The organism is Mitsuokella jalaludinii DSM 13811 (genome assembly GCF_000702905.1).
In the GTDB taxonomy this organism is placed as follows: domain Bacteria; phylum Bacillota; class Negativicutes; order Selenomonadales; family Selenomonadaceae; genus Mitsuokella; species Mitsuokella jalaludinii.
Genome location: NZ_JNKR01000018.1, coordinates 13,050 through 27,234 on the forward strand (window position 1 = coordinate 13,050; position 14,185 = coordinate 27,234).

Below are 14,185 nucleotides of genomic sequence, written 5' to 3' on the forward strand. Positions count from 1 at the left end.
CAGCATTTTTTTGCCTCAATTATTGATGCGGTAATCCTCGAACGAGGCGATCATGCCGGAGTCGAGGCCCGCGATGAGCTCGCGCAGCACAGAGGGGGCCGTGTAGTCGAGCGGCAGGAAGCAGTCCTTCGCCTCATTGTAGTGGCGGCGTATCGTGTTCTCGATATCGCGGATGGCGCGCTCGTTCTGCCGGAGACACGATGCATAATGCGAGGCGGAACGGCTGTAGCCGAAGTAGGAGATCACGCCCCAGAGCACGACGAAGATCCAGGCGGCCATCGCCGGCAGGTGGATGCCGACGATCAGGTAGAGCAGAAGCGCCAGCAGGAAGCCGCCGATAATCCAGCGCACCTTGGACGGCTGCTGCCAGTATGCCGACTTGAGCCAGAGGTCGGCGAGCGTCGCGTACTTGTCGTCAAGCTCCTCAAAATACGGCGCAAGGCGCCGCAGCTCCACGAGCGTCTCCTTGCGCGTCGCCGGCACCGGCGCCAGATCCTTGAGCAGCACGAGCTCCGGCATGCCCTCCGAGACGGGGCTGGCCGCCAGCGTCGCGGGCTCGCCGCAGAAGGGGCAGATCCGCGTCCCCGATTCCAGCATACAGCCACATTTCCTGCAGATCATGATTGATCCCTTCTTTCTCACTTAACTCACTGAATCGAATACATTATTGATATTCGCCAGCCCACGAAAAAATCCTGCTGCAAAGCGATGCAGCAGGATTTTTTTATGGAAAGATGGGCAGATGGATTGCCTCGCTCATTTGACCGTGCGCTCCACTGTCTCGAGCTTGCCCTCCTTCTCGAGGCCCTCGACCCATTTTGCATGGTGGTGCTTGGCATAGCTCTCCTTGACCGTGCCGTCGCGCATGCCCTGGAACGAATCCGGGTTGACGCCGATGGCCAGGTAGATGTGGCCGATCGCTGCGGCAAAGCCGAGGCCGGCGCAGATGCTGTGCAGCGGGATCATCCAGGTGCGGATGGCCGGCGAGATGTGACCGGCACCGAGCCAGAGCGTGAGGCCCGAGACGACGAAGCCGAGCCACAGCAGCGCCTGCAGCAGGATGTTCATGCGCTCACCGCCGTTGTAGAAGCCCTGTTTCGGCATGCCCTCCGGCTCCTTGCCAATGAGCTCTGCCGGGAACTTCACGAGGAACTTCACATCGTCCTTGTCGAAGTGCAGGACCTCGCGGATCAGCGTCATGATGCCGGAACGCGCCGTGATGAGCAGGGCGACGATCGGGTTCAGGATGAAGATGACGCCGAGCATGTGGTGCATGGTCTGCAGCGTCTCTGCACCGAAAGCCTCGTAGAGGAACAGGAACTTATTGGTGTAGAGCGGCATCGCCGTCAGGAATAGCAGGAAAAACGTCACGGCGTTGATCCAGTGGAAGTAGATGAACCCCTTCTTATGGCGCTTGATGTAGGTTACGTTCTTGGACATCACTTCTCCCCCTTCCCGTTCTCGTCATCGTCTTTCTTGCCCCTCATGCCCTTGACGGCAGCGAGGCCGAGCACGCCGACGAGCGCGCCGACACCGGCGACCTTGCCGAGCGGGCGCACGACGTCCTTCCAGATGTCGATGGAGACAGGCGTCTTGGCCTGCGGCTTGAAGCCGTAGACTTCCGGCTTCTCCGGCAGCACGTAGATCATGTGGACGCCGCCGACGCCCTGCGGGTTGAACACGTTGGCATCCGGATAGCCGTCTTCCTGGAGCTCCTTGACGCGCTGGCGCGCAATCTCCTCGATCTCCTCGTACGGTGCGAACTGCAGGGCATCGGCCGTGCAGGTCTTGGCGCACGACGGCGTCATGCCCTCTTCGATGCGGTCGAAGCAGAGGTCGCATTTCGTCGACTTGTGCGTCTCCTTGTTGATTTTCGGGACGTCGAACGGGCAGTTGGCCACGCAGTAACCGCAGCCAACGCACTTGTCGGCGTTGATGACGACAGCACCCGAGTCGAGCTTGTCGATGGCTTCTTCCGGGCAGCCCTTCGCACAGGCGGGATCGCCGCAGTGCATGCACTGGACTTTGACGAAATCCCAGTGGAATTTGCCTTTCGCGTCCATGCGCTCCGTCATGCGGATGAGGTTCCACGTCGTCGGTGTCAGTGTGGCATGCGACTGGTACTGACCCTCGAACGGGGTCGACATGTCAGCCGGCAGGTCATGCCACTGCTTGCAGGCGACCATGCAGGCCCTGCAGGCGCTGCAGCGCGCGATGTCGTGCAGCATTGCCATTTCTTGTGCCATTTACTTTTCCTCCCCTTCATCGAAAACCGGCGCAGCGGCCAGCAGTACACTGCCCCGCTTCACGAGCCCCTGCTCCTGAGCCAGGAGGTCGAGGTGGAGCGTCGCCCAGTCATGCCGGTAGATGATCTCAGATGCATCCGGACCGTCCGGCGCTTTCGGGTCCATCTGCTTGCCGCCCTGATACGTCTTGAGGTATGTGTGGCATTCCTCGCAGACATCGAGGCGCATCTCTTCTTCCCCCTCCGGCTCCAGCACCTTCATCTTCTCAAGGTCCTGGTTGCCGCAGTAGGCGCAGCCGACGCGCGCGTACGGCCAGACCGTGTGGCAGCCGTCACAGACGAGGAAGCGCGCGCGGCCCTGCTGCTCCTTGCGCAGGACAGCCAAGACAGGTGGCCTGCCGCAGATCGGACAGTAATTGCGCTTCCAGCCGATCTCTTCCCAGACGGCTGCATCCTTGGCCTCTGCCGGCACGAGCGCATCAACGACGGCCCAGCCGAGGAGGCGCAGGCCTGTCTCATGGAGTCCGCGCGCTTCTGCGAAAGCATGGATGCGCGCATCCGCCTGCTGAAGAAGCAACGCAAAGAAGGCAGCTGCCTCCTCCGGTGTATCGGTAAATGTGCGCATCGAGGCGAGCGACTGGCGCAATCCATCCGGCATCATCAGCTGCTCGCTCGCGAGCAGCTCGGAGATGGCGCGGCCGAATGAGGCTGCCGCTGCCTCGGCCATATGCTCTTGCAGCTCGTTGTGCTGCAAGAGCGGCAGGCCGTCCTTCGTCATCACCTTCCAGGATGCTTTCTCAGGGAACGCGACAGGCGTCAGCGCTTCGCCAAGCAGGCCCTCGAATGCGAGCTGCCAGCCGGCCGTCTGCTCGAGATAGCCATGCTGCGCGAAGTAGTCCTGCCACATCGCCTGGCAATCCTTTCGATTCTTTTCCATCATCAATACCTCATGCCTTCTCTACGTTGACGAGGCAAGCCTTGAACTCCTGTTCCTCGGAGTTCGGGTCGAGCGCGTCATTCGTCAGGTAATTCGTGCTCGGGCCCGTCGAGAGGCCCTTGAATCCGAAGGAGTACGGCATCCAGACCATGTGCGTCTCCTCGCCGTTGACCGTCAACGGCTGCGCGCGCTTCGTGACCATCGCCTTGACGACGACAGAGCTGCGGGCCGAGCTGACCTTGACCTTGTCGCCGGCCTTGACGCCGATCTTCTTGGCGAGCTGTTCGCTGATCTCGATGAAGTTCTCCTTGACGAGCTCATTGAGCCACGGGATGTTGCGCGTGACCGTGCCGGAGCACCAGTGCTCCGCGATGCCCGAACTGCAGAGCACGTACGGGAACTTGTCCTTCGTGCCGATTGGCTGCTTCTCCGGCAGGCGCGGGTACTTGATGCACGGGTTGTGCTGTGCATTCTCGTTCTCGTGCATGGCATTGTGCGTCGGGCTCTCGAACGGCTCGTAGTGCTCGGGGATTGGACCGTCGACCGGCGTCGAGGATGCGTCGCGCGTCGTACCGTCCGGATTCTTATCCTGATACGGTGCAGCGTAGATGCGCGCGATGCCCTCGCCGTTCATGCGGAACGGCTTCTGGCCTGCCGGCGTCGAGGGACCGGCCGTGCGATTGCCGACATCCGGCACATCGTAGCCCGTCCACTTGCCCGCTGCCGCATCCCACCAGACAAGCGGATGCTCTTTGTCTGCGGGGCTGCCGTCTGCGAGGCACGAAGCGCGGTTGTAGAGGATGTGGATGTTGTCCGGCCATGCCCAGCCGAACTTCGGGAAGATGCCGACATTGCCCGGGTCTTCCTGACCGCGGCGCGCCGTCATATTGCCCTCGCGGCCGTAGTAGCCTGCGTAGATCCACATGCCAGAGGCCGTCTCACCGTTGTCCTTGAGCTCGCCGATGCCGTTGACGATCGTTCCCGTCGCGACATCGTAGCCGCTGATCTCCTTCATGATGTCCTCGAGGTAGTGGTCCTCACGGTAGTCCCAGGTCATGAACTTGATCGGATCGTCCTTCTTGTCCGTCGAGTCCGCGTAGAGCTCGCGGATGCGCTTCCAGAGCATGTCGTTGATCTCGTAGTCCGGCTTCGAATCGCCGAGTGTATCCGGGCCCTTCATTCGCCACTGGATCAGGCGCATCGAGTTCGTGATGGAGCCCTCGCGCTCGAGGTAGGAGCAGGCCGGCAGGAAGATGACCTCCGTCTGTATGTCGGCCGGATTGTCGCCCGGACGGTTCCAGAACTCCGCCGTCTCATTGATGAAGATATCCTGCACGATGAGGGAGTCCATCTTGCAGAGGCCGTCGTGGACGAGGCCGGCATTGGCATTCGTCACGTGCGGGTTCTGGCCGCAGAGGTAGAGCGCGTGCATCGTGCCGCGCCATGCATCCTCGAAGATCGCGTAGATGGAATCTGGATGATTGCCGTTGCGGATGGCGCCGTAATTGAAGCCGTAGTCATTCTCGGCCGTCGCGTGCTCGCCGAACCATGCCTTCGTCATGTTGACGTACCACTTGCGGCGGAACGTGCCGAAGGCATCCGTCCACTTCGCGAGCGTGTTCGTCTTGTGCGTCGGCGCGACGAGGTAACCCGGCTGCATGTTGAACTCGATGCCAAAATCCGTCGAGGCTTGAACGTTTGGCTGCCCGCGCATGGCGATGATACCGCCGCCCGGGATGCCGATGTTGCCCTTGAGCAGCTGCATGATCGTGAAGCAGCGGATGTTCTGGACGCCGATCGTATGCTGCGTCATGCCGAGCGCGTACATGATGATGGCCGGGCCCTCGTGGTTGACCCAGATGTCGGCAGCGCGCTGGATGTCATCGGCCGGCATGCCCGTGACATTCGAGACCATCTCGACCGTGTAGCGGCTGTAGAACTCCTTGAGACGCGAGAGGACCGTGTTCGGTGCAAAGAGATCATCGACCTTCTGCGGCTTGCCGTCCGCGCCGAGCGCATAGCCCCAGCTCTTCTTGTCCGTGTACGACTTCTTGGCCTCATCGAAGCCGGAGAACAGGCCGTCGTGGAACGAGAAGTCGTCGCGCAGCAGGCAGGCAGCGTTCGTATTGCGCAGCACGTAATCCTTGTCGAACTTCTCACGCTCGAGCATCTGCGAGATGATGTAGCCCATGAAGGCGATGTCCGTGCCCGGGCGCAGCTGGAAGAACTCGTCCGCGATCTTCGACGTGCGCGTGTAGCGGACGTCGACGTGGACGATCTTGGTGCCGTTCTGCTCACGCGCCTTCATGACATTCTTGAGGCCCATCGGATGGCATTCCGCGAGGTTCGAGCCCTCGATCCAGACGAGCTTCGTGTTCTTGAGGTCGCCCCACGGGTTCGTCATGGCACCGCGGCCAAAGGCAGCGCTCATGGCAGGCGGCGTATTGGCATGGCAGACGCGCGTCTGGTTGTCGATGTAGACGACGCCGAGTGCGCGGGCCATCTTGATGTTCTGGTAGCATTCCTCGTTGTTGATCTGAGAGCCACCGATAAAGGCGAGCCCGTCCGTGCGGCGGACCTCATACGTCTCGCCGTCAATCTCTTCGGTCTGCTTCCAGCCCTTCTCGCGGGCATTCTTCATGGCCTTTGCCGCGCGGTCGATGGCCTCATTCCAGCTGATCTCCTCCCAGTGGTCACTGCCCGGTGCGCGGTACAGCGGCTTCGTCGCGCGCTCCTTCGAGTTTGGGATCGTCGCGTAGCCGAGTCCCTTGCTGCAGAGCGCACCGCGATTGATCGGGCTGTCCGTCGCACCCTCGAGGTTGATGAGCTTGCCGTCCTTCACATAGCCGATGACGCCGCATCCGCAGGCGCAGAAGTGGCAGATTGACGTGAACTCACGTGCTCCCTTGAGCTTGAACGCATGAGCTGCTGCCCTGGCTTCCTTGAGGTCGAAGCCGAGGCTGGAAAGTGCCAGACTGATGCCGCCGATGCCGGTGGCCTTGAGAAAATCGCGTCTGCTCAAATCCATTTTATCTCTCTCCTTTGATACGTGTATTTATGTAAATGATATTTACATCGATGTAAGCAACCGGTCAGCAGATGATGCGCTCCGGATTCGTGTAGACGCAGAAGCTGCCCGGGGCCATGCGCGCGACGAGCGTGATGCCGAGCTTCTTGGCGAGCGCCAGCGAGAGCGTCGTCGGCACGGACTTTGCCGCAACCGTCGAGATGCCCATGCGGCCGAGCTTCATCATCATCTCCGACGAGCAGCGCCCGCTGAAGATGATGATCTTGTCCGTGATGTCAATGTGATGGCGCAGCGTCCATCCGTAGAGCTTGTCGAATACGTTGTGGCGGCCGATGTCCTCGCGGAAGACGAGGATCTTCTCGGCCTGCTGGTCCCAGATGATGCCGCTGTGGACGCCATTCGTCTTCTCGTGCGTGGCCGCAAGCTCTGCGAGCAGCTTGTCGGCACAGGCGAGGATATCGCCGGCCTTGAAGCGCACATCGCGCGGACGTTCGAAAATCTTCTCCGGCTCGCAGTCCAGGATCTCACGGGCGCGGAAATAGCGCGGGTCTGTCGCATTGCCGGCGGCCCATGCCTGTGCCTCCGCCGTCGTCACGACCGTGGCCTGCAGCGTCTCCTCGTCGATATCCATGCGGACGATGTCGTCGTACGTGCGAATCTGGCCCATCTGCGCCAGGATGCCGATGACGAGGTCCGTGTGGTCACCCGGTGAACAGAACGATGTCGTAAAGCGCTTTCCATTGAGGTAGATGTCAAGATAGCACTCCATAGATGTGTACTTGTGATCGTCCACAAAGGAATCCTTCTCGCTCACATAGCGGATGACGGGGTAATCGATGAGTTCTTCCTCTCTTGCCTGCACCATAGCTTCCTCCTATTTTGCATTATTAAAATTTATTAATATGGTTTCGTATCATTCTTTATCATTATCGCACTTCTTAATCCGCTTGTAAACAACTTTTTTCACAGATGCGATGGAAATCCATCCTGACACAAAAACAGCCTGCTCGAATGAGCAGGCTGTCACCTTATTTCAAACACCTATTCGCTTATTCCCCATGAGGAAGGCGATGACCTCTGCCGCCTTCGCCGCATCGTCGAGGGCGTATTCCCTGACCTCCGTCAATCCCTGTTGCGGCTTGGTGAAGCAGGCCGCTGCATCACAAGGCAGCGTGAGCTCGCCGCGCTCGCGGAAGAGCTCGATGCGCGGGGCCGTGCCATGGCGGCGGCTCTCGATGAGCACGAGGTCAACATCTGTGAGCCTTGCGGCTATTGCGGCGAGGTCAGCCCTCGTTTCAGTCCGCTGCTCGATGAAGTAGCCGTTAGGCGAGACGACAGCGACGCCCGCAGCGCCCGCCTCCTTGAAGCGCCAGCTGTCCTTGCCCCGCTCGTCGACATCGTAGCCGTGGCAGTCGCCCTTGACGACGCCGACGCGGATGCCCCGCGCGCGAAGCTCCGGTAGCACGCGCTCGATGAACGTCGTCTTGCCCGTGTTCGAGACGGGCGCCGAGATCGTCACGAGCGGGCGGCTGCGCCGTTCGTTGGCCATGCGCCCGCAGGCCAGATGCCAGTCGGCAACGGTGTTGACATTGAAGAACAACGCCGCGTCCGGGAAATCCACATAAGCGTGCGGGACAGAGTCTATGACGATGCCGAGCTTGCGCTCCCCCCTCGCGAGGGCCTCTGCAAAGCGCGCTGAGAGGTCCCAGCGATAGAGGGCTGCCAGCGGCTGGCGGCGCCCTGCGCGAGGCAGGACGGCCTGATAGCTTCCCTCCTCCGCTGCCTTCAAGAGAGGCCGGAGCTCCGCGAGCTCGAGGAACGGCATATCGCATGAGACGGCCAGTGCATAGCCTGCCTCTATCTTAGACAGGCCGCGCATCAGGCCTTCCATCGGACCCCGGCCCTGCACACCGTCTTCGACGAGCGTCAGGCCATAGCGCTCCGCGATATCCTGCAGGGCAGGCGTCCTTTCCTCCACGCAGAGGCAGCGCTCCGCAAAGGGCAGGGCTGCCGCCCTGCGCGCGAGCCGCTCGAGCAGCCCCTCGCCATCATATGACAGGAAGCGCTTATCGCGCCCCATGCGCGAGCTCTTGCCGCCCGCGATGATCAGCAGTGAAGCATCCGAAAATTCCACGATCGTCTCTCCTCTGTCGCGTCACTTGCGCGCGCATTCATCGGCATCGCCGCGCAGAATCTCGATGCCGTGCAAGAGCTCCGGCAGCACGAAGCTCAGGCATTCCTCGACGGCCTTGCGGCTGCCTGGCAGATTGACGATGAGCGTGCGCTTGTAGATGCCGGCCTGTGCGCGGCTCAGCATCGCGCGGTGCGTCACCTGCATCGAGAGGGCGCGCATCGCTTCAGGGATGCCTGGCGCCAGGCGCTCGCAGACGGCAAGCGTCGCCTCGGGCGTGACGTCGCGGACCGAGAAGCCCGTGCCGCCCGTCGTGACGACGAGCGCGATGCCGCGGTCGCCGAAGGAGCGCATCTTGTGCTCGATGGCGTGCTGCTCGTCAGGCAGGATGACCTTCTCGGCCACCGTGTAGCCAGCTGCCTCGAGCATCTCCTGCACCTTCGCGCCGCTCTCGTCCTCGCGCAGCCCCTTGCTGCCCTTGTCGCTCGCCGTGATAATGGCCGCATCGAGCGGCATCTTCTCCTCGACGATCTCGAGCGAGTCGCCCTCTTCGATCCAGCCGCCGTGCAGCACGCGCGCGAAGACGCCCTCGCGCGGCATGATGCAGTCGCCGACCTGGCTCCTTATCGCGCAGCTCTTGTGGCATTCCTTGCCGATCTGCGTGATCTCGAACCAGACTTCGCCGGCGCGCAGGCGCGTGCCGACCGGCAGATCCTTGAAGCGGAAGCCCTCCGCGACGATGTTCTCGCCGAAGGCGCCGAGCTTGACATCGATGCCGCGCTTGCGGAACTCCTCGATCTCCGCGAGCCCGAGGAAGCTGACCTGACGATGCCATCTGCCCGCGTGCGCATCGCCGACCATGCCCCATTCCGTCTGGAAGAGCGCCTTGTGTACCGGCGTCTTGAGCGTGCCCTTCTTCTCACTGATGCAGAGTGCCTTGATCGTTCCCATGAGTATCCTCCATTCTATCCGGATATGCTTCTATCTCTATCCGCTTGCCATCAGCCGCCGACCTGATACATGGCCCGGCTGTCCTTCTCGTCATACGATGCCGCCTTGAAATAATGTTCCTGCGGCTTGTGGTAGATTGCCTGCTGCAGGGCATGCCTGAGCCCGTCATCGCTCATGCCGCTGCGCAGCAGTCCCCGGAGGTCCGTGCCCGTCCTCGCATTGAGGCAGAGCTTCAGGAAACCCTCTGCCGTCAGCCGCACGCGGTTGCACGAGGAGCAGAATTGATGCTCCATCGCGTCGATGAAGCCGACCTGCCCCGCAAAGCCATCAGCTTGGTAGTAGACGGCAGGGCCGTGAACGCCGCGCTCCGGCAGGACGGGCCGCAGCGGGCCAAACGCAGCCTCGAGGCTGCTCCTGACCTCCGCCATCGGCATTCCCCTGAGCCCCGCCTCATAAGCGCAGCCGATCGGCATGAGCTCGATGAAGCGGAACTTCCAGGGTCGCTCACGCGTGAAGCGCACGACGAGCTCCGGCAATTCCGCCTCATTGACGCCTGCGATTGGCACGCAGTTGAACTTGACATCGCGAAGCCCCGTCGCCGCGATGGCCTCGATGCCATCTTCGACGCGCGCGAAGAATGGGCGCCGCGTGAGCTCCGTAAAGGAAGCCGCCTTGAGCGTGTCGAGGCTGATGTTGACGCCCGTGAGCCCGGCTTGCACGAGGTCTTCAGCCATGTCCGCGAGCAGGACGCCGTTCGTCGTCAGCGCGACGGACTCGATGCCCGGCACAGAGCGGATCTCGCGCACGAGCTCGACGACGTTTCGCCGGATGAGCGGTTCGCCGCCCGTCAGCCGTACCTTGCGCACGCCGAGCGAGGCCAGCGCCCGCACGATGCGGACGATCTCGTCAAAGCGCAGGATGTCCTCGTGCCGGAGTTTCTCGACGCCATCTTCTGGCATGCAGTAGCGGCAGCGCAGGTTGCAGCGGTCCGTCAGCGAGATGCGCACGTATTCGATTTTTCGTTGGTAGCGGTCGTACATACTATCACCTCAAAGAAGAACGCCCTTGACCCGCGTGCCGGCCATGAGAGGCCCCGTGCCGGCCGGGATGTCAATCAGCGCATTGCAGCCAGCCGCCGAGAAGAGCGAGCCCGAGTCGTGCTGCGCCGGGATCTCGAAGATGCCCGCCTCGTAATGCGCGCGGATGAAGCGCCGCCCGTAGCTCGGCTTCGGGAACGCATCGGCGAGGAAGCCCTCGACCGCACGGCCTGCGACAGAGCTGCGGCCCGAGAACGCTTCGAGCACGGGGCGCGTCAGGAGCTCGAACGTCGCGTAGGACGCGAACGGATTGCCCGAGAGCGCGATGCCGAGCATATTGCCGACCGTGTAGGCGATGACAGGAGCGCCCGGCTTGATGCAGACGCGCCAGAAAAGGCGCGTGCCGATGAGGCGGACGACCTCGTGCATGATGTCCTTCTTGCCGACCGAGACGCCACCCGTCGTCAGGAAGAGGTCCGCCTTCGCCTGCCAGTCAGCGATGACAGCAGCCGCCTGTTCGGCGTCATCCGGCAGGATACCAAGCACCTCCGGCTCAAAGCCGAGTTCCCGCAGCCTGCCCGCAAGAGCGTAGAGGTTGCTGTTGTAGATCTTGCCGGGACGCAGCGGCTCACCCGGCAGTACGAGCTCATCGCCCGTGCTCGCGATCGCGACGCGCGGACGGCGGAGGACCTTGACCGTGCCAAATCCCAGGCTCGCGAGCACGCCGAGATGTGCCGCCGTGAGCTCCGTGCCACGCTCGACAGCCCGTGTCCCCTTGCGGACATCCTCGCCCGCAAAGCAGTAGTTCTCGTGATGGTGGAGCTCGTACGGCACAAAAATGCGGCCATCCTCCACCGTGACATCTTCCTGGCGCACGACGCAGTCACAGCCCTTTGGGATGGCCGCGCCCGTCATCAGGCGCACAGCCGAGCCCGCTGGCACTTCTGCCGCGAAGAAATCCCCGGCGCACTCCTCGCCGATGACCGTGAAGGCAGCCGGTGCCTCCTTCGTCGCCCCCTTCGTGCCGGCGGCCGCAAAGGTGTAGCCGTCGAGCGGCGAGCGGTCAAACGGCGGATTATCAAATGTCGCGACGGCATCCTCAGCGAGGACGCGCCCGAGCGCCTCCAAGAGAGGCACCTCCTCGACGGCTTCGATTTTCTTCGTGTGTTCGAGCAGGACCGAGATGGCCTGCTCCAGAGAAATATCCTGCATGAGCAACCTCGCTTTACTTCTGGAAGGGGCAGATGGGATAGCGGCAGACCTCACAGCGCATGCAGAGGCCGCCGATGCCGAAGTGGCGGATCTCCTTGCGCGTCACGCGGTCACCGGCAATCGCGCGCGGCAGGATCATGTCGAAGACCGTCGCCTTGTCGAACATGACGCAGCCAGGCAGGCCCATGACCGTGACCTCGCGTCCCTCGCGCGCAGAGTAGCCGAGCAGGAACATCGCGCCCGGCAGCACAGGTGCTCCGTACGTCACGATGTCGACGCCGGCATCGCGGATGGCCGCCGGCGTGCGGTCGTCGGGGTCGACACTCATGCCGCCCGTGCAGAGGATGATGTCCATGCCGAGGTCCAGGAGCTCCTCAATAGCCGCCTTCGTGTGCTCCGTCACGTCATCCGACAGGCGGTGCTCCGCGATCGTCAGGCCGAATTTCTTGAGCTTTGCCGCGATGACCGGCGTGAAGGTGTCCTCGATGCGGCCGAGGAAGACCTCCGTGCCTGTCGTCACGACGCCGACCTTGAGATCCTTGCGGTACGGCAGCAGGCGAAGGAGCGGCTCCGTACCTGCCGTGCGGCGCACCTCCTCCATCTTCTCGCGCGCAATGAAGAGCGGCGTCACGCGCATGCCCGCAAGCTTCATGCCCTTCTTGACCGGCATGTTCTGCGCGAGCGTCGCGATCGTGACATCCTCGAGCTCATTGACCGCATCAAAGCGGTCTTCATCGACCTGGAATACGCCGTCGCAGTCCGCGATGAGCTCGATCTTGCCCTCCTTCGGCGCCGTCGCCGTCATGTGCTCGTTCTGGCAGAGCTCGCACAGGACATCAGCCGCCTCATTCTCGTGCATCTCCGTCGCATCCTCATCCCAGACGTAGATGTGGTCCTTGCCGAGCGAGAGCAGTACGGGGACGTCCTCTTCCTGGATCACATGGCCCTTGCGGAACCGCGCATTCTTCGTCACGCCGCGAACGATCTGCGTGATATCGTGGCAGAGCACCTGCCCGACTGCATCGACTGTCCTGATTTCCTTCATCGCGCTCATCTCTCCTATCTGCTGCACACGCTCATATTGTGCGAATCATCAAAAATCAATCAAAAAGACCATCCTCCCGCAATTGCAAAAGGATGGTCTTCGCCCCTTGGATTTCGCCCCTTTTCAATCACGGAAGGCCCCGGCGTTTCCCCCGGGACCCTGGCTCGTCCACATAGCCAGCCCATGATGCCCGGCCTTAGCGGATTTCGCTCGGAGTCGTATCGTATCTTTTTTTATTTTAGCAGACTTGCTGCCCTTTTCCTATAATATTTTTCACACCTCATCCTCTTTATCGCCATCATCCGCACGTTCTCTCTTGAGCAGATGCGCCTTAGTGATGCCCTGCTCTCCGAAGCGCTTCTTGATGGAATCGATGGCGGCGTAGAGATTCTCCTTGCGCACCTCCTCGTGAAAGAGTGAGATGGCGCCTGAAGTGTCAAAGCCGGAAACAGAGATGCCGAGCAGGCGGATGCCCTGATGCACGCCGAGCGCCCGGCAGAGCGCGAGCGCCGTCTCGTAGATGTCGCGGTCGTAGCACGTCGCCTCCGCCAAGGTGCGGCTCCTCGTGTAGGTGCGGAAGTCGCCGAGGCGCAGTTTGAGCTGGATGGTCCGCCCCTTGCAGCCCTTGCGGCGCAGGCGGTAGCCGACTTTCTCCGCAAGGTCGAGCAGTACCCGCTCCACTTCCTCGACGGACTCGATATCCGCGGGGAATGTGACTTCCTTGCCGATGGACTTCGCCGCTTCGCGCGGCGCCACAGGCCGCGCGTCGATGCCCGAGGCCAGCGCGAGCAGGTGGTCCGCCATGTGCGCGCCGAGGCTGCGGACGAGCTTCTCGCGCGGCGTCCGCCGGAGCTGGCCAATCGTGCGGATGCCCATTGCCCGAAGCCTTGCAGCCGTCTTCTCGCCGACGCCCCAGATGCGCCCGACCGGAAGGGAATCGAGGACTTCCTGTTTCCGCTCCTCCGTGATGATGACGAGGCCGTCCGGCTTCTCGAGATCCGAGGCCAATTTCGCGAGGAATTTATTCGGCGCGATGCCGACAGAGGCGACGAGGCCCGTCTTTTCGCGGATCTCCGCCTTGAGCTTCTCGGCATAAGCGCGCGGCGACTCCATCAGGAGCTCCATGCCCGTGAGGTCGAGGAACGCCTCGTCGATGGACAGCGGCTCGACAACGGGCGCGTAGCGCGCAAAGATCGCGAAGATCTCCTGCGACACCGCGCGGTAATGCGCGTAGTCGCCTTCGATAAAGATGCCCTGCGGGCAGAGCCGCTTCGCCCGCACGATTGGCATCGCCGAGTGCACGCCGAAACGGCGCGCCTCGTAAGAGCAAGTCGAGACGACACCGCGCCCGGAAAGCCCGCCGACAATCAGCGGCTTCCCGCGGTACTCCTCGTGATCGCGCTGCTCAATTGAAGCAAAGAACGCATCCATATCCACATGCATGACAAGCCGCTTCATCCAATCGCCCCCTTTCCTCTATTCTAGCGCAGGCCGAAAGTCCCGCGCAACCTTCTAAGACAAGACACCTGCTGGCCATTCCCCTGCGATGATCTAAAAAAATACACCCCGCACTGGCAAGCAAGTCTTGCAGCGCGGGGT

General features: G+C 62.1%; 12 protein-coding genes and 1 riboswitch. All 12 genes read right to left on the bottom strand.

Annotated features, from left to right (window positions below):
- Window positions 1-15: 15 nt before the first annotated feature.
- The 12 genes from T518_RS08810 to T518_RS08865 all read right to left on the bottom strand — a co-directional run bounded on the left by T518_RS08810 (window position 16) and on the right by T518_RS08865 (window position 14,044).
- Window positions 16-597, bottom strand: coding sequence for a hypothetical protein (locus T518_RS08810; RefSeq protein WP_036378329.1), 582 nt, complete (start codon window positions 595-597; stop codon window positions 16-18).
- A 159-nt stretch (window positions 598-756) separates the two neighbouring features.
- A complete protein-coding gene (locus tag T518_RS08815; protein ID WP_036378330.1) occupies window positions 757-1,440 on the bottom strand; it encodes a formate dehydrogenase subunit gamma in 684 nt (227 codons plus the stop codon).
- On the bottom strand, window positions 1,440-2,246 hold the full coding sequence (locus tag T518_RS08820) for a 4Fe-4S dicluster domain-containing protein (RefSeq protein ID WP_036378331.1): 807 nt from the start codon (window positions 2,244-2,246) through the stop codon (window positions 1,440-1,442). Before T518_RS08820 ends, T518_RS08815 begins: the two co-directional genes overlap by 1 nt.
- The gene (locus T518_RS08825) at window positions 2,247-3,182 is read right to left on the bottom strand and encodes a formate dehydrogenase accessory protein FdhE (RefSeq protein ID WP_162177224.1); all 936 of its coding nucleotides are present in this window, start codon (window positions 3,180-3,182) and stop codon (window positions 2,247-2,249) included.
- Between the two features lie 10 nt (window positions 3,183-3,192).
- Complete coding sequence (gene fdnG, locus T518_RS08830) at window positions 3,193-6,210, bottom strand: formate dehydrogenase-N subunit alpha (RefSeq protein ID WP_036378332.1); 3,018 nt, start codon at window positions 6,208-6,210, stop codon at window positions 3,193-3,195.
- A gap of 64 nt (window positions 6,211-6,274) precedes the next feature.
- Entirely contained in the window at window positions 6,275-7,075 is an 801-nt protein-coding gene (locus tag T518_RS08835) for a formate dehydrogenase accessory sulfurtransferase FdhD (RefSeq protein ID WP_036378333.1), read from the bottom strand.
- A 168-nt stretch (window positions 7,076-7,243) separates the two neighbouring features.
- Window positions 7,244-8,344 carry a molybdopterin-guanine dinucleotide biosynthesis protein B gene (gene mobB, locus T518_RS08840; protein ID WP_036378334.1) on the bottom strand — a complete coding sequence of 367 codons (1,101 nt, stop codon included), beginning with the start codon at window positions 8,342-8,344 and terminating at the stop codon, window positions 7,244-7,246.
- Between the two features lie 21 nt (window positions 8,345-8,365).
- Window positions 8,366-9,292: an MOSC domain-containing protein gene (locus tag T518_RS08845; RefSeq protein WP_036378335.1), complete on the bottom strand. Its 927-nt coding sequence runs from the start codon at window positions 9,290-9,292 to the stop codon at window positions 8,366-8,368.
- 50 nt (window positions 9,293-9,342) lie between these two features.
- Window positions 9,343-10,332 (bottom strand): GTP 3',8-cyclase MoaA, encoded by a 990-nt coding sequence (gene moaA / locus T518_RS08850; protein ID WP_036378336.1) that lies wholly within the window; start codon window positions 10,330-10,332, stop codon window positions 9,343-9,345.
- A gap of 9 nt (window positions 10,333-10,341) precedes the next feature.
- A complete protein-coding gene (locus T518_RS08855; RefSeq protein WP_036378354.1) occupies window positions 10,342-11,541 on the bottom strand; it encodes a molybdopterin molybdotransferase MoeA in 1,200 nt (399 codons plus the stop codon).
- 13 nt (window positions 11,542-11,554) lie between these two features.
- Window positions 11,555-12,586, bottom strand: coding sequence for a molybdopterin-binding protein (locus tag T518_RS08860; protein ID WP_036378337.1), 1,032 nt, complete (start codon window positions 12,584-12,586; stop codon window positions 11,555-11,557).
- Window positions 12,587-12,686: 100 nt separating this feature from the next.
- A riboswitch (molybdenum cofactor riboswitch) is annotated at window positions 12,687-12,814 on the bottom strand.
- 45 nt (window positions 12,815-12,859) lie between these two features.
- A complete protein-coding gene (locus T518_RS08865) occupies window positions 12,860-14,044 on the bottom strand; it encodes a DNA polymerase IV (protein WP_036378338.1) in 1,185 nt (394 codons plus the stop codon).
- Between the last annotated feature and the right edge of the window lie 141 nt (window positions 14,045-14,185).